Origin of the sequence: Pseudoxanthomonas beigongshangi (assembly GCF_016820515.1) — a bacterium.
GTDB classification, from domain to species: domain Bacteria; phylum Pseudomonadota; class Gammaproteobacteria; order Xanthomonadales; family Xanthomonadaceae; genus Pseudoxanthomonas_A; species Pseudoxanthomonas_A beigongshangi.
On record NZ_JADHDV010000011.1, the window covers coordinates 23021 to 42767 of the forward strand.

Below are 19747 nucleotides of genomic sequence, written 5' to 3' on the forward strand. Positions count from 1 at the left end.
CGGGCATTTCAGAAATGACGCCCAGCTTCGTCTCAATGCCGAGCGACTCCCCGACGGGAAGAGATGGGACGCACGCCGGGCACGGCCATCCGTGTCGTGGATGTCCGGATGTCATTTCTTCCTCATCCGGTTTCGCGACGTTTCCTCGCGCGAATGCGAAGTGCGGGAGCGGCTTTTCCGCCTCGCAGCGAACGAAAATTCGCTGCGAGGCGAAGTCGTGCCTGGACAAAAATTGACCATATCGAATTGTGCCGAATTCCGTGCGCAATCCCGTCATCGCCGACTAGATGTCGAATGCATGACAAAAAGAATATTGAAGACGGGGCAGCGCTGACAGCGCAGGAAACGCACCCGCCATGCGACGGAGCCCGGGATTCGTGAGCGGCTCCGGACGCGTTCCGTTTCTACATTCGATATTCCAGGAGAGAGTCGCCGTGGTATCCCTTTGCCATCCGCCATCAGGAACGCTTCGCCATGGACCGGCGCTTACCCGCATCGCCGTCGCATTGGCGATCGCCATCGCGCCGCCATCGGCGCTGGCCCAGGCGGCCGACAACCCGCCCACGCCTGTTGACGCGCAAGCGGGTGTTGCCCGGGCCGCCGACGAGCAGGCCGTGGATCTCGGCTCCGTGACGGTCACCGCGCGCAAGCGCGACGAACGCAACCTGGACGTGCCGATCGCGGTGACCGCGATCACCGGCGAACAGATCGATGCGATGGGCATCGACAACGTCGGCGACGCGATTTCGTTCTCACCCGGCGCGGCGGCGTACGATGCCGGCGGCGCGTTCACCTACATCCAGATCCGCGGCGCGTCCGCGCGCCAGGGCAGCAACGAGAACGGCTACTACCTCGACGAAGTGCCGTTCAACGGCGTGACCGTGCCCTGGTATCCGGAAACCCGCTCGTTCGACATCGAGCGCATCGAGATCCTCAAGGGGCCGCAGGGCACCCTGTTCGGCGAGGGATCCATGGGCGGCACGGTGCGGGTCATCACCCGCAAGCCCGAGTTCAACAGCTTCCGCGCGGGCGTGGAAACCTCGTACAGCAACACCGAAGGCGGCACCGACGGCTGGGGTGTCAAGGCAATGGTGAACGTGCCGCTGGTGGACGACACCCTGGCGATGCGCTTCGGCGTCACCGACGAGTCCCTTTCGGGCTGGCTGAGAAACCGCCAGACCGGCGAGGAGAACATCAACGAACAGCGCATTAGGACCGGCCGCGCCAAGCTGCGCTTCGCGCCGAACGAGCGCTTCAACCTCGATCTTTCGTACTGGAAGTTCAAGGCGCATTCGCCGGGCGGATTCGAGGCGGCCTACGACGACATGAGCGTGGATTCCTACTACGACGTGCGCAACGAATGGGATTCCGGCAGCCTGACCGCCAGCTATGCCTTCGACGATTCGCAACTGCTGTACGTGTTCTCGGACGGCAGCCTGTGGCGCGGGCTGAGTGGAATGATCAACCCGACAACGGCCTATGCGGGCACGGTCGACATCGGCGTGCGCACCCATGAATTGCGCTGGTCATCGACCGGCGAACGTGCGGTGGACTGGACGATGGGCTACTACCTGCGCAAGGCGATACGCCGGGATTCGTCCGCGATGACCGGCCTGTCGCCGACCCGGTCCTCGCAGACCAATGACTCGTTCTCGCTGTTCGGCGAAGCGACCTGGCACATCAACGAAAAATGGGCCGCGACCGCCGGCGTCCGCTACTTCGAGGACAAGGTCGACTCGATGGATGTCAGCGCGACCACGCGCAATACGCTGCAGAAGACCTTCACCAACACCAGTCCGCGGCTCAGCCTGTCCTATGCCATCGACGGGAATTCCACGCTCTACGCCAGCGCGGCCAGTGGCTATCGCTCCGGCCAGCTGCAGCCGATTACCTCGATCGAACTGGCCGAGCAGGCCGGGATCGACCTGCCGGTCGGCACCAAGCCCGACGCGATCTGGAGCTACGAGCTGGGCTACAAGGCGGTGTTCGACGAGGGACGCCTGTTGCTGGAGACCGCGGTGTTCTACAGCGACTGGAAGGATGTGCCGGTCTACATGTCACTGGCCGACGGCCTGTACAGCGGCATCCTCAATTCCGCCGGCTCCACCCAGAAAGGCGTGGAACTGGGGATCACCTGGATGCCGAACCGGTCGTGGGCGTTCAATTTCGGCGGCAGCGTGATCGACGCGGTCTACAAGGAAGATCTGGAAGGCACCCAGTTCCACAAGGGCACGCCGGTGTTCAACGTGCCCAGGACCACGCTCAACGGCGGGGTGGCCTACAACTGGCCGGTCGGCGATTCGCTCAAGGGCATCGCCCGCAGCGACCTGATGTACCACTCGCGGCGCGAAACCTCGGCCACCGCCGGCACCGAAGGGGGCGATGCGATCACCCGGCTGGCCGCACGGGTCGGGTTGGAATCGCCCAGTGGCTGGTCCGCCTACCTGTTCGGCGAGAACCTCACCGACGAGGACGGTGCCACCGACGCCCGCAGCATGACCGGCGCGGCGACCCGCCTGCGGCCGCGGACCTTCGGCGTCGAATTCCGCTACAACTATTGAGGGAAACTGCCCCTCCCGGCCAGGCCGGGAGGAGGATGGGCAGGGCTGTCGACGTCATTGATGCAACGCAGCACTTGACAGCCCGCCCGCTCTTCGTGTCCCCTACGGACATGCGCCCGAACGCCCCGTCCACCGTCGATTCCGCACGCCCGGCCCCGTCGCCGGTGGGGCGTTTCGCGTGCACGGGGGCCGCCTCGGCCGCCACCACTACCACCACCATTACCACCCCGATTAGCAGGGTGCGGCTGGTTGTGTTCGCGTAATTCGCAAACCACGGCCCCGCACCCGAATCAGGATGCGGGGGAGCCCAAAGCCTGATCCGTGTACCGGGCCTCCTATCGAGGTTCCGTCCATGTCGTCCAGCGTCGCCGCTCCACCCCAGCTTCCGTCCAAAACGCCGCAGTCCGCCACGGTCGTGCACAAGTTCGGCGGCACTTCCGTGGCCGACGCGGAACGCTATCGCCATGTCGCCCAGTTGCTGCTGGCGCGCGAGGAGGTCCAGCAGATCACCGTGGTCTCGGCGATGAAGGGCGTCACCGACGCGCTCATCGCACTGGCCGAACTGGCGTCCGGCAACCTGGCCGAATGGCGCGATCGCTGGCACGAACTGCGCGCGCGCCACCGCGGCGCGGCGGTCGCGCTGCTGGCCGAGGACGCTGGTCCCACCCTGGAATGGATGGACGCGCGCTTCGACGAACTGGCCGAAATCCTCGGCGCGCTGGCGGTGATCGGCGAGTTGCCGCGCGAGGTGCTGGATCGGGTGCAGGGCCTGGGCGAAGTGTTTTCCGCGCATCTGCTGGGCGAGTACCTGCGGGGGCGCGGCGAGGATTGCGCGGTGCTGGATGCGCGCGACGTGCTGGTGGTGGACCGCGGCGATCTGGGCGTGGACGTGGATTGGCTGCAGAGCGCGCAGCGGTTGTCGGACTGGCGCGCCGGGCATCCGCAGCGGCGACTGGTGGTCACCGGTTTCGTTGCCCGCGACCGCTCCGGCCGCATCACCACCCTGGGCCGCAACGGCAGCGACTACAGCGGTGCGATTTTCGCGGCCCTGTTCAACGCCGACGAACTGCACATCTGGACCGACGTGGACGGCGTGCTGTCGGCGGATCCGCGAGTGGTGCCGGAAGCAGTGCAGCTCAGCGCGCTCAGCTACGACGAAGCCTGCGAACTGGCCTACTTCGGCGCCAAGGTCGTGCACCCGCAGACCATGTCGCCGGCCATCGAGCGCGGCCTGCCCATCGTCATCCGCAATACCTTCCATCCCGAGCATCCCGGTACGAGAATCACCGCCGCCAGCGATGCGCACGGCCCGGTGAAGGGCCTGACCCTGAGCCCGGATCTGGCGGTGCTGAACCTGGAAGGCACCGGCCTGATCGGCGTGCCTGGCACCGCCGAGCGCGTGTTCGCCGCACTGCGCGACGCGCGGGTGTCGGTGGTGATGATTTCGCAGGGGTCCTCGGAGCATTCGATCTGCTGCGTGGTCAAGAGCGCCGAGGCGCAACGGGCGCAGAACGCGCTGCTCAATGCGTTCGCCCATGAACTGACCATCGGCCAGGTCCAGCGCGTGCAGCGCACCGACGGGGTCAGCGTGCTGGCTGCGGTCGGCGACGGCATGGCCGGCCAGCCCGGCGTGGCCGCGCGCCTGTTCGAGGCGCTGGGACGGGCGCGGGTCAACATCCTGGCGATTGCCCAGGGTTCGTCGGAGCGCAACATCTCCGTGGCCATCGACAGCGCCGACGCGACCAAGGCCTTGCGCGCCGCGCACGCGGGATTCTGGCTGTCGCCGCAGACCTTCTCGGTCGGCGTGATCGGTCCGGGCAACGTCGGTGCCACCCTGATCGAACAATTGCGCGCGGCCCAGCCGCAATTGCTGGGCAAGGCCAACCTGGATCTGCGCCTGCGCGCGATTGCCTCCAGCCGCAAGATGCTGCTGGACGAGCGCGGCATCGGTGCCGACTGGCGCGAGCGCTTCGAGGCCGGCACGCAGGAGGCCGATCTGGATCGCTTCACCGCCCATCTGCTGTCGGCGCACCTGCCGCACGCGGTGATCGTGGATTGCAGCGCCAGCCCGGACGTGGCCGAACGCTACGCCGACTGGCTGGCCGCCGGCATCCACGTGGTCACCCCGAACAAGCAGGCCGGCGCCGGTCCGCTGGCCCGCTACGAGGCCATCCGCGAAGCCACCGCCGCCAGCGGCGCGCGCTTCCGCTACGAGGCCACGGTCGGCGCCGGCCTGCCGGTGATCTCGACCCTGCGCGATCTGCTCGATACCGGCGATGCGGTGGTGTCGGTCGAAGGCATCTTCTCCGGCACCCTGGCGTGGCTGTTCAACAAGTACGACGGCAGCGTGCCGTTCTCGCAACTGGTCACCGAAGCGCGCGGGCTGGGCTATACCGAGCCGGATCCACGCGACGACCTGTCCGGCACCGACGTCGGCCGCAAGCTGGTGATCCTGGCGCGCGAGGCCGGGCGCTCGCTGGCGCTGGAGGACGTGGCGATCGAAAGCCTGGTGCCGGAAGCGCTGCGCAACGCCAGCGTGGAGGATTTCATGGCGCGGCTGCCGGAGGTGGACGCCGTGTTCGCCGAGCGCCTGGCGCAGGCGAAGGCCGCCGGCCAGGTGCTGCGCTATGTCGCCCGGCTGGACGGCGAGGGCCGGGCGCGGGTCGGGCTGGTCGCGCTACCGGCGGCGCACGCGTTCGCCAACCTGCGACTGACCGACAACATCGTGCAGTTCACCACCCGGCGTTACTGCGACAATCCACTCATCGTGCAGGGGCCGGGAGCCGGTCCGGAAGTGACCGCGGCCGGCGTGTTCGCCGATCTGCTGCGGGTGGCCGCCGGACAGGGAGCCAGGCTGTGAAGGAGGAACAGGTGGGAGCAACGGCAATGACCGACACGGCGAGCGCGTTCTCGCCGGCTTCGGTGGGCAACGTGGGGGTGGGATTCGACATCCTGGGCCACGTGATCGAAGGCGCGGGCGATACCGTGCACGTACGGCGCATCGCCGCGCCGGAAGTGCGCATCGCCGACATCCGCGGCGCCACCGTGGATCTGCCGCGCGACGCGCCCGGCAATACCGCCGGCGCGGCGCTGATTTCGCTGCTGGAGGCGGAACATCCCGGCTTCGGTTTCGAAATCGAGATCGAGAAGGGCATCCCGCTGGGATCCGGCATGGGCGGTTCGGCCGCATCGTGCGTGGCCGCGCTGGTGGCCGCCAACGCGCTGCTGCCACGGCCGCTGTCGCGCGAGGCGCTGTATCCGCATGCGCTGGTCGGCGAAGCGGTGGCCAGCGGCGGACGCCATGGCGACAACCTCGGGCCGATGCTGCTGGGTGGCCTGGTGCTGTCGACCGCGGATCGGCTGGTGCCGATTCCGGTGCCCGAGGCGTGGCATTGCGTGCTGGTGCATCCGGACGCGGTGCTGGAAACCCGGCGCGCGCGTGCGGCGCTGGCCGGCGCCTACGAACTGAAGGAGTTCGTCGCCCAGAGCGCGCATCTGGCGCTGTTGCTGGCCGGCTGCCAGCGCGGCGATGCGACGCTGGTGCGCGAAGGGCTCAACGACGTGCTGATCGAACCGCGCCGCGCGCCGCTGATCGGCGGTTTCGACGCGGCCAAGGCGGCGGCGCTGGCGGCCGGTGCGATGGGCGCCAGCATTTCCGGCGCCGGACCCAGCGTATTCGCCTGGTTCGAGTCCCGCACCCAGGCCGAAGCAGCGGCGCCAGGCATCCAGGCGGCGTTCGCGGCCGCGGGTTTCGACAGCCAGGCCTGGGTGTCGCCGATCGCGGCGCCGGCGGCGCGGTTGCTGTAGCGCGCGGATCTTTCGCGGGCGGCGCGGCCGGTGTTAAGCCGCCGCCGCCCGCGATCACCGCCAACACGCGGTCGGCCACTTGGGCCACCGGCAATCTAATTCCCCTACGGAAAAACGATGAATTTCATCTCCACCCGCGATGCTTCCGAACCTGCGAGCCTGAGCGCGGCGATTGCCGCGGGCCTGGCGCCCGATGGCGGCCTGTATGTGCCCATGCGACTGCCTGCGTCGCGCACGCTGCGCGCCGGTGCGAACCTGGCCGATACCGCGACCGGGTTGCTGGCGCCATTTTTTGAAGGCGATGCGCTGGAACCGGAGCTGCCGGCGATCTGCCGCGAAGCTTTCGATTTCCCTGCGCCGTTGAAGCCGCTGGCCACCCCGGGCGATCACGTGCTGGAGCTGTTTCATGGCCCGACCGCCGCGTTCAAGGATTTCGGCGCGCGCTTCCTGGCCGCCTGCCTGGTCCGGCTGCGGCAAGACGACGCGCAGCCGCTGACCATCCTGGTGGCGACCTCGGGCGACACCGGCGCCGCGGTCGCCGCCGCGTTCCATCGCCAGCCCGGCCTGCGCGTGGTGGTGCTGTATCCGGACGGACGGGTCTCGCCACGGCAGGCGCATCAGCTGGGATGTTTCGGCGACAACGTCAGCGCGCTGCGGGTGGCCGGCGCGTTCGACGATTGCCAGGCGTTGGTGAAGCGCGCCCTCAACGACGGTGCGTTGCAGGCACGGGTGCCGCTGAGTTCGGCCAACAGCATCAGCCTGGGCCGGCTGCTGCCGCAGATGAGCTACTACGCCGACGCGGCGCTGCGCCACCAGGCGTCAACCGGCGAATCGCTCAACCTGGTGATTCCGACCGGCAACCTCGGCAACGCGCTGGCCGCGATCCTGGCGCGCGCGCTGGGCGTGCCGCTGGGCCGGATCGTGCTGGCGACCAACGCCAACCGGGTACTGCCGGATTACTTCGGCGGCGGCGACTACGCGCCGCAGGCGAGCGTGGCGACGATCGCCAACGCGATGGACGTTGGCGCGCCGAGCAATTTCGAGCGGTTGCGCTGGCTTTATCGTGGCGATGACGCCGCATTGCGCGCCGCATTCACCGCGCGCAGCGTGGGCGATGCCGCGATTCGCGAAACCATCGCGCGCCGGCATGCCGATTTCGGCGAAGTGTTCTGCCCGCATACCGCCACCGCGGTGAACGTGCTGGAGCAATTGCGCGCGGCGGGCGAGGGCGGACATTGGGCGATCGCCGCGACCGCGCATCCGGCCAAGTTCGAAAGCATCGTCGAGCCGTTGATCGGCCGACCGGTCGAAGTCCCGTCGGCGTTGGCGAATCTGCTGGCGCGGCCGGCCCACGCCGATCCGATGCCGGCGGATTACGACGCCTTGCGTGATCGGTTGGCGGCCCTATCCTGAGCGGCATGAAGAAAAACCTCGTCATCTCCCTGGCCCTGGGCATCGCCCTCGGCCTGGCCACCACCGCCAGCGCCCAGACCGCGCAGGATGCCAGCCGGCTGAAGCCGGGCGAATACATCTGGGCGCCGCAGGTCGCGCCGGAAGGCCCGGTGGTGCTGGTGGTCAGCCTGGACGAGCAGCGCGCCTACGTGTATCGCAACGGCATCGCGATTGGCGTGTCCACGATCAGCTCCGGCAAGCCAGGCAAGGACACGCCGACCGGCGTGTTCACCATCCTGCAGAAGAACAAGGATCACCGCTCCAACCTCTACAACAATGCGCCGATGCCCTACATGCAGCGGCTGACCTGGGACGGCATCGCCTTGCATGGGGGGCATCTGCCCGGTTATCCGGCCTCGCATGGCTGCGTGCGCCTGCCGCAGGCGTTCGCCGAACAACTGTTCGGCATCACCCAGCGCGGCGACACCGTGGTGGTAGCCAACGCCAAGGCCGCTCCGGCCAGCGTGGTGCACCCGGCGGTGCTGGCGCCGGTCACCCGCAGCGGCCAGGCGGTGGCGGCGCCGTTGGGCGAGTTCGAGGTCTATTGGGACGAGGCGGCGGCGCCGCAGGGACCGGTCAGCATCCTGGTCAGCCTGTACGACCGGCGGGTATCGGTGCTGCGCGACGGCGTCCTGATCGGGTCGGCGCCGCTGCAGCGGGTTGGCGATCTGGAACTGAACGGCACCGTGCTGTTCGTGATGACCACGGAGATGGAAGACATTCCCAGCCTGCTGGATCCGCAGCGGCACCAGCACCGCTGGGTCGCCCACCGGGTGCTGGGCGAGGATGGCGCGGCGATGCCCACGTTGCAGGCGCTGGGCCAATCCTTCTGGGTACCGGAGGCGTTCTCGCGCCGCCTGTATGGCATCCTGCAGCCCGGCACCACCGTGCTGGTCTCGGATCTGCCCGGGGTGCGCGCAACGCCGGCCGAACAGCCGGCCGAGCCCGTCTTGGAATCGGATCCCGGCGGCCCCATCCAGCCTTGACGCGATGGCCAGCGGAACGGCGCTCGCTACTTTCCTCCGTTGCCCCGTGGTTCCGTATGCCGCCCCGTTTCCGCCTGCTTTCCCTCGCCAGCCTGCTCGCCAGCGTCGCCTTGCCGGGGCACGCGCAGAACGCACCCGCCACGGGCCTGGTCGACCAGCTCGCGCGCACCGCGCCGAAACTGGATCGCAAGGTGCTTTCGCTCGCCACCCAGGCGATGTCCTGCGCACTGCGCGGCACCGCGCTGCCGCCAACCCTGAGCGTGATCGACTATTCGCGCCCGTCCACCCAGCCGCGCCTGTGGGTGTTCGATCTGGCGCGGCAGCGCCTGCTGTTCGAGGAGTGGGTGGCGCATGGCCGCAACACCGGCGAAAACCTGGCCAGTCGCTTCTCCAATGAAAACGGCAGCTACATGTCCAGCCTGGGCGCCTTCCGCACCCAGGAAGCCTACGTGGGCGGCAATGGCTATTCGCTGCGTCTGGAAGGGCTGGAACCGGGCATCAACGACCGCGCGCGCGAACGCGCCATCGTCATCCACGGCGCGCCCTATGTCAGCGAAACCCTGATCCGCCAGCAGGGCCGGCTCGGCCGCAGCCTGGGCTGCCCGGCGGTGCGCACGGCGGTGGCGCGGCCGCTGATCGACACCATCCGCAACGGTTCGTTCGTATTTGCCTACTATCCCGACCAGGACTGGCTGCGTCATTCTCAGTTGCTCGGCGCGGCCTGCGAAGGCGGCACGGCCGGCACCACCGCCGCGCGCGCCCAACCCTGATGTCCTTCCGGAGCCCTTTCGATGAGCGAGAACCCGCGCCTGACCGTCACCCTGCACCAGGATCAGGATTTCCAGTTCCGGGTCCGTTTCGACGGCACCGCCATTCCCGAATTGCTGACCGATGAAGCCGAGCCGTTGGGGCAGGGCGCCGGTCCCAGCCCGACGCTGATGCTGACCACCGCGATTGCCAACTGCCTGTCGGCCAGCCTGTTGTTCGCGATGCGCAAGTTCAAGAACCAGCCGGGACCGCTGGTGACCACCGCGACCACCGAACTGGTGCGCAATGAACAGGGCCGGTTGCGGGTCGGCCACGTGCAGGTGGACATCCAGTTGGCCGAGGCGGCCGAGGCGTATCAGTCGCTGGAACGGTTGCTGGCCCAGTTCGAGAACTTCTGCACGGTGACCGAGAGCGTCCGCCAGGGCGTGGAGGTTTCGGTCAGCGTCCGCGATGCCGATGGCGTGCAGTTGCACGGCATCGAGGTGCCGGCCGGCGCCTGAACACCGCCGGCGCATCGGCCGGAACCCGCCGCGAACGCTTATCCGCCGGCCTGCGCTGCCGCCGGCGCGGCCACGTGGCATGATGCGGGGGTATGCCGAACATGCCCCGTCCCTCGTGATCGCTCCCATCAAAGGCAAGGCCACGTCGCTGGACATCGCCCATTTGGCGGGCGTGTCGCAGCCGACCGTGTCGCGCGCGTTGCGCGGCAGCCCGATGGTCAACGAGGAAACCCGAAAACGCATCCAGGCGATCGCCGCGGAACTGAACTACAAGGTCGACAAGAACGCCTCCAACCTGCGCCGCCAGCACTCCGGCACCATCGCGCTGCTGTTCTTCGAGGACCCGACCCCCGACGATTCCCAAATCAATCCGTTCTTCCTGTCGATGCTGGGCTCGATCACCCGCGCCTGCGCGCTGCAGTCCTACGACCTGCTGATCTCGTTCCAGCAGCTGTCGACCAACTGGCAGGCCGACTACGAGGACAGCAACAAGGCCGATGGCTTGATCCTGCTGGGCTATGGCGATTACCTGGAAGCGCAGTCGCGGCTGGAGCAACTGGTCCAGCAGGGCACCCACTTCGTGCGCTGGGGCGCGGTGCTGCCCGGACAGCCCGGCGTCTCGATTGGCTGCGACAACTTCCAGGGCGGCCACGACATCACCGTGCACTTGATCGGGCAGGGGCGGCACGACATCGCCTTCCTCGGCCATGCCTCCAACCATTACCCGGAGTTCTTCGAGCGCTATCGCGGTTACGCGCAGGCGCTGCAGGCCGCCGGCAGTCCCGCGCAGCCGTCATTGCAGGTGGACGCGGTGACCAGCGAGCAGTCCGGCTACGAGGCGGTGCAGGAACTGCTCAGGCGCAAGGTCCGTTTCGATGCCATCTTCGCCGCCAGCGACCTGATCGCGATCGGCGCGATGAAGGCGCTTCACGAACACGGTCGACGGATTCCGCAGGACGTGGCGGTGGCCGGTTTCGACGACATCCCGCTGGCCGCCTTCGTCACCCCGGGCCTGTCGACCGTGCAGCAGGACACCAAGCGCGCGGGCCAGATCCTGGTCGACAGCCTGCTCCGGCTGATCAATGGCGAGGCGGTGGAAAGCCAGTCGATTCCCGCGCGGGTGATCCTGCGCGGATCCACCGGCGCCTGATCACCAGCGGCTTCGCGCGCGCCACGCGGCCGTCAATCCGCTTTCGGTGTCTTGCGCTGCATCAGTTCGCGCAGGCGCTGGCGGGTGTCGGCGCGGGTGATGGCGCCATCGTGGAAGAACACGCGGACGCCGTGGGCGGGCACCTCGGCGCGCAGTGCTTCCCCTACCTGCTGGCGATCGCCGGTAAACGCGTCGCGCCATTCGCCGGGTTGCAGGTAGTCGCCCACCTTCATCGTCGCCGGCCGGTCCGCCTTGTTCAGCAGCACCAGCGCGGTCTGGCGCTGGCCGCCGTGATCGTAGACACGGTAGAACACGGCCTCATCGCCCTTGAGCGTCACGTTCAACTGCAGGCCGCGTTGCAAGGCGATGGAATCGCGGCGCAGTGTGGCGATGCGTTTCAGCGCGGCATGGATGGGATGTGCCGGTGCGGCGTCGATGCGTTCCTGGCCGAAGTAGTTGCGGTTGCCCGCGTGTTCAGCGCGCCCGCGCATGAAGCCGGTTTCCGAGCCGTAGTAGATCACCGGGATGCCGCGCGCGGTGAACAGCCAGTTGTGCGCATCGATGAAACCGCTGTCGGCGGCGTTCATGCGCGCCATGTCGTGGTTGTCGTAGAAGGTCATCAGATCGTACGGGTTGGCGTACGGACCGTCTTCCAGGTACAGCGCCTTGCCCAGTTCGGCGAAATCGCTGCCAGGCTTTTCGAACACTTCCGTCAGCTTCGCCTTCAGCGGGAAGTCGAGCACGCTGTAGCCGCCGTTGCGACGCCAGGTATGCCCGGCGATGCTGGCGGCGTCGTAGTTGAAGTTCTCGCCGAACATGAAGAACCCGGGCCGTTTGGCGCGGATGCGGTCGGCGAACCGCTTCCAGAACTCGTGTGGCATCCAGGCGATGGTGTCGACCCGGAACGCGGCCGCGCCCTGATCGATCCACTGTTCATAGGCGCCCACCAGATAGTCGAGCACTGCGGGATTGTCCTGGTCGAAGTCGGACAACTGGGCCAGGCCGCCACCGATGTTGTAGAAGGCATGCAGCGGATTGCCGGCCGGATCCAGATCTTCCGGTCGCAGGTTCTGGTGATCGGCGACCAGCCGACCGTCGCGGTCCCACAGCCTGCCGTACTGCGCCTGCGGCGTGGGCATGGTGTAGGACGGCGAGCCGTGGTTGGCGACGATGTCCAGCACCACGTCCAGTTGCTGATCTTTCATCGCGCGGGTAAAGCCGGCGAAATCCAGGCCCGGGCTCGGAAGATGTTCATCCAGCCGATAGAAGTTGATGCCCCAGTAGCCGTGATAGCCGGTCTTGCCGCGATCGGTGAAGGCGCCGTTCCAGATCACCGGATCGCCGCCGGTGAACGCCTCGTCGGGATTGTCGACGATCGGCGTGACCCACACCGAAGTGAAGCCGAGATCGCGGATGTAGCCGGCGTTGTCCAGCACGCCCTTGAAATCGCCACCCAGGTAGCCGACGTTGTCGGACTCGCCGGCCGGCGCGCCCGGTGTCGGCAGGTCGAAGCTGCGATGGGCGCCGCCCTGGTCGCGGTGATCGTTGCCGGGATCGCCGTTGACGAACCGGTCGGTCAGTACGAAGTACACCGCCTCGCGGGCGAAGGGTTCGGTGGTGCCGTGGAAATCGTCCGCGCGGACCGTGCCGGAAAACGACAGGGCGGGCAGCAGCGTCGCCAGCAGCGCGCATGCGGGATGTCGCATCAATGCACCTGGGGAGAAAAGGAGGCGGAGTCCGCGGGAGCAGTGTGTTCCTGCACGCGCAGCAGCGACAGCGCCGCCAGCAGCAGGCTGGCGCCGCTGATCACCAGCGCGAAGATCGGCTGGTTGCCGAAGAACGCACGCAGCACCGGGCCCAGCAGGGTGGCCGCGACGATCTGCGGGATCACGATGAACATGTTGAAGATGCCCATGTAGATGCCCATCCGGTCCGCCGGCACGTGGCTGGACAGCAGCGCGTAGGGCATCGACAGGATGCTGGCCCAGGCCACGCCGACCAGCGCGAAGGACAGGATCAGCCAGCCCGGCTGCGGCACGAACCACATCGACAGGAAGCCCAGGCCGCCCAGGACCAGCGAGCCGGCATGGACCGCCCTGCGGTTCAGCGGCAGGCGCGCGGCATACAGCGACAGCAGCAGCGCCACCAGCATCGACGACAGGCCGTAATAACCCATGTAGGAACCGACCAGGTCGGCCGCGTCCTGGAACGCGGCGTTGGCGCTCTGGAAGGCGGCGGCCTGCGCGGGGACGGCCATGTCGAACGCGGCCGGATCCGGTGCCGGTGCCTTGAACACATGCTCGGTCAGGCCGGGCGTGGCCATGCTCCACATCGCGAAGAAGGCCAGCCAGCTGAAGAACTGGACCGCGCCGAGGCGGCGCATCTGCGCCGGCATGTGGATCACGTGGTGCACGACTTCGGCGACCAGTCCTCCCTGGGCGTTTCGATTGGCCCGGAACCCTGCTTCGTCCTCAGGCGGATATTCCCGTGTGCTCAGTACCGTGACCAGGATGCTGGCGAGGAACACGAACGCGCCGATCGCGAAGGCGATCTTCACCGATGGCGGCACCACGCCCGGACCGGCCTCGTTGGGAACGCCCAGGTGGGCCACCAGCCACGGCAGGTTGCTGGCCAGCCAGGTGCCGATGCCGATGATCAGGGTCTGCAGGACGAAGCCGTAGGAGCGCTGGCTGTCCGGCAGCTTGTCGGCCACCAGCGCGCGGAACGGCTCCATGCTGACGTTGATCGAGGCATCCAGCACCCACAGCAGGCCCGCCGCCACCCACAGGGCAGGCGAGTGCGGCATGAACACCAGCGCGATCGAACTGAGGATCGCGCCGGCGAGGAAGTAGGGCCGGCGCCGGCCCAGCCGCGGATGCCAGGTGCGGTCGCTGAAGTAGCCGATCACCGGCTGCACCAGCAGGCCGGTCAGCGGCGCGGCGATCCAGAGCAGCGGCAGCGAATCCTTCTCCGCGCCCAGGGTCTGGAAGATGCGCGACATGAAACCGCCCTGCAGGGCAAATCCGAACTGGATGCCGAGGAAGCCGAACGACATGTTCCAGATCTGCCAGAAGGACAGGCGCGGCTTCGGGGTCATGCGGGATTCCTGTGCGGCAACGGTGGTCGCATCGCCGGCGGCGTGCGTTTCTGGTGCGGCGATTCTTGCAGCATCGCCCGCCGGTTCCATGCTGCACTGCAAACAGGAAATGGCGCTGGCGGAGACTTCCGGATGGCGCGACGCGTGCGCTAGGAAGTTGCAGGAAACAGCTTGTTTTCAGCGGCCTGGTGCGTATGAAAGAGCAGTCTTTCCGCGAGCGGGCTCGCCCGGTAGAGGTCCGCCGCGGTGCATCCATGCATACGTATTCATGCCGGTCCCGGCGCGTGCCGGCGCAACGCCAATGCGCGGACGTGGAATAGTGGCGCCCGTTGCGTGACCGGCCGGCACGCCGAAACCACGAGTTCCGGGGAAGCGATGGACAACAAGCATTGGTGGCGTGGCGCGGTGATCTACCAGATCTATCCACGCAGCTTCCTGGACACCGATGGCGACGGCGTGGGCGATCTGCCCGGCATCGTCGATCGGTTGGACTACATCGCCCGGCTGGGCGTGGACGCGATCTGGATTTCGCCGTTCTTCAAGTCGCCGATGGCCGATTTCGGCTACGACATCGCAGATTATCGCGACGTGGATCCGCTGTTCGGCACGCTGGCCGACTTCGATCGCCTGCTGGACAAGGCGCACTCGCTCGGCATCAAGGTGATGATCGACCAGGTGCTGAGCCACTGCTCGGCCGAGCACGCCTGGTTCAAGGAAAGCCGCGAGAGTCGCGACAATCCCAAGGCCGACTGGTATGTCTGGGCCGACCCGAAGGAAGACGGCACCGCCCCCAACAACTGGATGTCGCTGTTCGGCGGCGTGGCCTGGCGCTGGGAACCGCGCCGCGAGCAGTACTACCTGCACAACTTCCTGGCCGCGCAGCCGGATCTGAATTTCCACAATCCCGACGTGCGCGCCGCGACCCTGGACAACGTGAAGTTCTGGCTGGACAAGGGCGTGGACGGCCTGCGCCTGGATGCGATCAATTTCTGCTTCCACGACCGCCAACTGCGCGACAACCCACCCAAGCCCAAGGAGAAGCGGGTGGGGCGTGGTTTCAGCGCCGACAATCCCTACGCTTACCAGTATCACTACTACAACAATACCCAGCCGGAGAACGTCGCGTTCCTGGAGGAACTGCGCGCGCTGATGGATCGCTATCCGGACGTGGCCGCGCTGGGCGAGATTTCGTCGGAGGATTCGCTGGCGACAACCGCCGAGTACGTCAGCAAGCACAGGCTCCACATGGGCTACAGCTTCGAACTGTTGACCGACGACCACAGTGCCGGCTACATCCGCGGAACGGTCGAGCGGCTGGAAGCGGCGATGACCGAGGGCTGGCCCTGCTGGGCGGTGTCCAACCACGACGTGCAGCGGGCGGTGACGCGCTGGGGGCAGGGCGATGCCTCGCCCGGACTGGCGGCCCAACTGGTGGCGCTGGTGTGTTCGCTGCGCGGTTCGGTGTGCCTGTACCAGGGCGAGGAACTTGGACTGCCGGAAGCCGATGTGCCCTATGCGGATCTCCAGGACCCCTACGGCAAGACCTTCTGGCCGAATTTCAAGGGGCGCGATGGCTGCCGCACGCCGATGCCCTGGACCACGCAGGAAAGCGCCGGTTTCAGCGACGGCCGGCCGTGGTTGCCGATTCCCGCCGGGCATCGCGCGATCAGTGTCGCCGCGCAGGAAGCCGATCCGTCATCCGTGCTCAACCGGGTGCGCGCCTTCCTGGCGTGGCGCCGCGGGCAACCGGCGTTGACGGCCGGTTCCATCACCTTCCTGGATGCACCGGAACCGGTGCTCGCTTTCCGTCGCGACGGCGAAAAACAGTCGCTGCTGGCGGTGTTCAATCTGTCCGCGCAGCCCGTGCACTGGTCCTTGCCGGATGGTCTTGCGGTGCGGCCCATCGATGGACCGGGCGTGACCCCGGGCCAGCTGGCGCAGGGCCGGATCACGCTGCCCGCGCGCGGCGTGTTCTACGCGCGCATCGACTGACAAGGACAAATCCGATTTCCCCGCGAGATCCACGGCGCCGCTCATTCAGGTGAGCGGCGTTCGCGCACGCATGCGTCGTTCCCGCGCCATCCCATGGAACCCCGGTTACACGCGTCGGAAAACGCGATGAATACGTATGCAGGCCGATTTGTGCGGGCTTTCCGGCCACTACCATTGCCGCACGTTCCGGTGCGATCACCGCGTCGGCGCGCCAGACCCGGACGATCGCCCGCGACGCATCCGGTTCATCGCATACAACGTCCTTGGAGAGGGGAACATGTTGCAACACAAGCGCAATCTGCTGAGCGCGGCGCTGGCTTCCGCCATCGCACTGGCCGCGACCGGCGTACAGGCCCAGACCACCACCGGCCAGGATCCGCAAGCCGAGGCCACCGAGCTCGATACGGTCACCGTCACCGGCATCCGCCGCGGCATCGAGGAAGCGATCTCGGTCAAGCGCGATTCCACCTCGATCGTCGAGGCGATCTCCGCCGAGGACATCGGCAAGCTGCCCGACATCAGCATCGCCGAGTCGCTGGCGCGCCTGCCCGGTCTGGCCGCGCAGCGTGTCGCCGGCCGTGCCCAGGTGATCAGCGTGCGCGGCCTGTCGCCCGACTTCTCCACCACGCTGCTCAACGGTCGCGAGATGGTCAGCACCGGCGACAACCGCAGCGTCGAGTTCGACCAGTATCCGTCCGAGTTGATGAGCGGCGTCACCGTCTACAAGACACCCGACGCGGGGCTGGTCGGGCAGGGCCTGTCCGGGACGCTGGACATGCAGACCGTGCGCCCGCTGAGTTTCGACGAGCCGGTCGGTGCGATCGGTTTCCGTGGCCAGCGCAACTCGCTGGGCAAGGCGGCGGACGCGTCGGCCTACGGCGAACGCATCAACGCCAGCTACATCACCCAGTCCAAGGATCGTCGCTTCGGTTTCGCGATTGGCTATTCGCACTCCAAGACCCCGATCCAGGAAAACCAGGTCGGCCTGTACGAGCCGTGGCAGGCGATTGGAGACAACTGGCGTCCGGGCGTGCCGGCCGGCACGTTCTATTCGGACGGCATCAAGGCGCTGCGCCGTACCGGCGAGACCAAGCGCGATGGCGTGATGGCGACCCTGCAGTTCCGCCCGTCCAATGCCTGGACCAGCACGCTGGACCTGTTCCACTCCGAGGCCGAACAGGTCAACACGGCGAACCAGTTCGAAGTGCATATCGGCGATTACAACGGCGGCTACGGGCGGTTGAACGTCACTAACCCGGTCATCAACGGCAACAATACCTTCACCGGTGGCACCGCCAACAACGTGTACCCGCTGGTCCGCGGCATGTACAACTACCGCGAGGACGAGATCAACGCGTTCGGCTGGAACAACGAATTCAACGTGGGGCAGGTTCGCCTGGTCGCGGATATCAGCTATTCCAAGACCAAGCGCGACGAGATCAATCTCGAGAACAACACCCAGTTGCTGCCGGCACCGCAACTGGATTCGATCGCGCTGGCCTATCGCCAGAACAACTTCTCCCAGCTCAACCCGGGCCTGGATTATTCCAATCCCGAAACGCTGTTCCTGACCAACACCATCTATGGCTCCGGCTACGGCAAGACCCCGAAGGTCGAGGATGAACTGAAGGCCATCAAGCTGGCGGCATCGCTGCCGCTGCCCGAATCCTGGGGCTGGTTCTCCGATCTCGACGTGGGCGTGAACTACGCCGATCGCCACAAGTTCAAGCGCCAGCCCGAAGGCAACATCAACCTCGGTGCGCAGGGCGTCACCGCGATCGGTTCGGATCTACAGTACGGCCTGGTGGATCTGAACTTCGCCGGCGTCGGCTACATCCCGTCCTGGAACGTGCCGGCCGCGGTCGCGCGCTACATGGTGTTCAACCCGGTCGACAACCTGTCCTACCTGATTCCAAAGGCGTGGGACGTGGACGAGGAAATCTCCACCGCGTTCGTCCGCGCCAACATCGATACCGAATGGGGTGGGGTGCCGGTGCGCGGCAATATCGGCGTGCAGGTCCAGCACGTCGACCAGGCCTCGCAGGCGCGCTACTGGGACAGCACCCAGCCGGCCGGCAGCAACATCCAGCCGCTGGATGGCGGCAAGAGCTATACCGACGTGCTGCCCAGCCTGAACCTGGCGTTTTCCTTCCCGAACGAGCAGACCCTGCGCGTGGGCCTGGCCAAGCAGGTGGCGCGTCCGCGCGTGGACGAGCTGCGTTCCTCGCTGGAGTTCGGCGTCAACACCGCCACCGGCGAACCGGGCGCGAGCGGCGGCAATCCGAACCTGGATCCGTGGCGCGCCTACGCGTTCGATCTGTCCTACGAGAAGTACTTCGGCACCAAGGCGTATGTTTCGGCTGCGTTCTTCTACAAGGATCTGCGCACTTACATCTTCACCGAGAAGCGCTACGGCTACGACTTCACCGATTTCCTGGTGGACTACGTGCCCGGCCCGAACGAGCCGCCGACCCAGACCACCGGTCCGTTCACCGCGCCGTACAACGGCACGGGCGGCACCCTGAAGGGCCTGGAACTGACCGCCTCGCTGCCGCTGGATCTGTTCAGCGACGCGCTGCAGGGCTTCGGCATCATCGCCAGCGCCGGCTTCAACGACAGCGACATCACCATCCCGCCGCCGCCGAACGCGCAGAGCAGCGTGGGCAGCCAGAACATCATGCTGCCGGGCCTGTCCAAGCGGGTGTACAACCTGACCGCGTACTACGAGCGCAATGGTTTCGAGGCGCGGGTCAGCCAGCGTCGCCGTTCCGACTTCATCGGCGAAATCGGCAACTTCGATGGTGACCGCTCGCTGCGCTACGTGGTGGGCGAGGACATCACCGACGCGCAGATCGCCTACAACTTCGGTGACGGCAGCGCGCTGTCCGGCCTGAGCATCCTGTTCCAGGTCAGCAACCTGACCAACTCGCCGTACCAGACCTACGCCGGCAGCAAGGACCGGCCGCTGGAATACATCGAGTGGGGCCGCACCTACCTGTTCGGTGTGAACTACCGGTTCTGATGCCGGCGCGCATCGAGGGAAACGGAGACTGCCGGCGCAAGCCGGCAGTTTCTTTTTTGTGCGGTGCCGAAACGATCCGGTTTCATTGGGACAGGTGTGGTCAAATTTTCGCCAACCACCTTGACAGCCTTGCGGGGACTGGGCGCGCGCGGGTTATCCACATCTTTGTGCAGATTTCATCCACACCGGTTGTGGACAAGCGGAACGGCCGCGTCGTGAGCGGCAGGTTGGCAAGCGGCAGGCGCGAACACCGACGCGCGAACGAAGGGCGCAAAAAGAAAGGGCCAGGCTCGCGCCTGGCCCTTCCGATATTTTGGTGGAGAGGATGGGGATCGAACCCACGACCTCGTCATTGCGAACGACGCGCTCTCCCAGCTGAGCTACCCCCCCACGAGGGTGAGACAAGTCTAGC

At 66.9% G+C, this 19747-nt stretch carries 12 protein-coding genes and 1 tRNA gene; 10 read left to right on the forward strand and 3 right to left on the reverse strand.

Annotation, left to right across the window (positions count from 1 at the left end):
• Positions 1 to 434: 434 nt before the first annotated feature.
• The 8 genes from IQ458_RS09980 to IQ458_RS10015 all read left to right on the forward strand — a co-directional run bounded on the left by IQ458_RS09980 (position 435) and on the right by IQ458_RS10015 (position 11224).
• The gene (locus IQ458_RS09980) at positions 435 to 2561 is read left to right on the forward strand and encodes a TonB-dependent receptor (protein ID WP_203322686.1); all 2127 of its coding nucleotides are present in this window, start codon (positions 435 to 437) and stop codon (positions 2559 to 2561) included.
• A gap of 352 nt (positions 2562 to 2913) precedes the next feature.
• Positions 2914 to 5421, forward strand: a complete 2508-nt coding sequence (gene thrA / locus IQ458_RS09985) for a bifunctional aspartate kinase/homoserine dehydrogenase I (RefSeq protein WP_203322687.1) — start codon at positions 2914 to 2916, stop codon at positions 5419 to 5421.
• Between the two features lie 26 nt (positions 5422 to 5447).
• On the forward strand, positions 5448 to 6368 hold the full coding sequence (locus IQ458_RS09990) for a homoserine kinase (protein WP_203322688.1): 921 nt from the start codon (positions 5448 to 5450) through the stop codon (positions 6366 to 6368).
• 117 nt (positions 6369 to 6485) lie between these two features.
• Positions 6486 to 7781, forward strand: a complete 1296-nt coding sequence (gene thrC, locus IQ458_RS09995) for a threonine synthase (protein ID WP_203322689.1) — start codon at positions 6486 to 6488, stop codon at positions 7779 to 7781.
• 5 nt (positions 7782 to 7786) lie between these two features.
• Positions 7787 to 8806: a L,D-transpeptidase gene (locus IQ458_RS10000; protein WP_203322690.1), complete on the forward strand. Its 1020-nt coding sequence runs from the start codon at positions 7787 to 7789 to the stop codon at positions 8804 to 8806.
• 56 nt (positions 8807 to 8862) lie between these two features.
• On the forward strand, positions 8863 to 9576 hold the full coding sequence (locus IQ458_RS10005; RefSeq protein ID WP_183637407.1) for a murein L,D-transpeptidase catalytic domain family protein: 714 nt from the start codon (positions 8863 to 8865) through the stop codon (positions 9574 to 9576).
• A gap of 21 nt (positions 9577 to 9597) precedes the next feature.
• Positions 9598 to 10074, forward strand: coding sequence for an OsmC family protein (locus IQ458_RS10010; RefSeq protein WP_183637404.1), 477 nt, complete (start codon positions 9598 to 9600; stop codon positions 10072 to 10074).
• Positions 10075 to 10156: 82 nt separating this feature from the next.
• Positions 10157 to 11224: a LacI family DNA-binding transcriptional regulator gene (locus IQ458_RS10015; RefSeq protein WP_203322748.1), complete on the forward strand. Its 1068-nt coding sequence runs from the start codon at positions 10157 to 10159 to the stop codon at positions 11222 to 11224.
• Between the two features lie 32 nt (positions 11225 to 11256).
• Here IQ458_RS10015 and IQ458_RS10020 read toward each other — a convergent pair whose 3' ends face one another.
• Entirely contained in the window at positions 11257 to 12930 is a 1674-nt protein-coding gene (locus IQ458_RS10020; protein ID WP_203322691.1) for an alpha-amylase family glycosyl hydrolase, read from the reverse strand.
• Entirely contained in the window at positions 12930 to 14321 is a 1392-nt protein-coding gene (locus IQ458_RS10025; protein ID WP_183637397.1) for an MFS transporter, read from the reverse strand. The genes IQ458_RS10020 and IQ458_RS10025 overlap by 1 nt, the downstream gene beginning before the upstream one ends.
• 375 nt (positions 14322 to 14696) lie before the next feature.
• Here IQ458_RS10025 and IQ458_RS10030 point away from each other — a divergent pair, with 375 nt between their 5' ends.
• Complete coding sequence (locus IQ458_RS10030) at positions 14697 to 16313, forward strand: alpha-glucosidase family protein (RefSeq protein ID WP_203322692.1); 1617 nt, start codon at positions 14697 to 14699, stop codon at positions 16311 to 16313.
• A gap of 277 nt (positions 16314 to 16590) precedes the next feature.
• A complete protein-coding gene (locus IQ458_RS10035; protein ID WP_203322693.1) occupies positions 16591 to 19335 on the forward strand; it encodes a TonB-dependent receptor in 2745 nt (914 codons plus the stop codon).
• A gap of 314 nt (positions 19336 to 19649) precedes the next feature.
• Here the strand turns inward: IQ458_RS10035 and IQ458_RS10040 are convergent.
• Positions 19650 to 19725 (reverse strand) — tRNA-Ala (locus tag IQ458_RS10040).
• Positions 19726 to 19747: the final 22 nt, after the last annotated feature.

Coding starts and splice junctions, on each gene's coding strand:
- thrA (WP_203322687.1), top strand. CDS start 2,914: ATGTCGTCCAGCGTCGCCGCTCCACCCCAGCTTCCGTCCAAAACGCCG.
- IQ458_RS09990 (WP_203322688.1), top strand. CDS start 5,448: ATGACCGACACGGCGAGCGCGTTCTCGCCGGCTTCGGTGGGCAACGTG.
- thrC (WP_203322689.1), top strand. CDS start 6,486: ATGAATTTCATCTCCACCCGCGATGCTTCCGAACCTGCGAGCCTGAGC.
- IQ458_RS10000 (WP_203322690.1), top strand. CDS start 7,787: ATGAAGAAAAACCTCGTCATCTCCCTGGCCCTGGGCATCGCCCTCGGC.
- IQ458_RS10005 (WP_183637407.1), top strand. CDS start 8,863: ATGCCGCCCCGTTTCCGCCTGCTTTCCCTCGCCAGCCTGCTCGCCAGC.
- IQ458_RS10010 (WP_183637404.1), top strand. CDS start 9,598: ATGAGCGAGAACCCGCGCCTGACCGTCACCCTGCACCAGGATCAGGAT.
- IQ458_RS10015 (WP_203322748.1), top strand. CDS start 10,157: ATGCGGGGGTATGCCGAACATGCCCCGTCCCTCGTGATCGCTCCCATC.
- IQ458_RS10020 (WP_203322691.1), bottom strand. CDS start 12,930: ATGCGACATCCCGCATGCGCGCTGCTGGCGACGCTGCTGCCCGCCCTG.
- IQ458_RS10025 (WP_183637397.1), bottom strand. CDS start 14,321: ATGACCCCGAAGCCGCGCCTGTCCTTCTGGCAGATCTGGAACATGTCG.
- IQ458_RS10030 (WP_203322692.1), top strand. CDS start 14,697: ATGGACAACAAGCATTGGTGGCGTGGCGCGGTGATCTACCAGATCTAT.
- IQ458_RS10035 (WP_203322693.1), top strand. CDS start 16,591: ATGTTGCAACACAAGCGCAATCTGCTGAGCGCGGCGCTGGCTTCCGCC.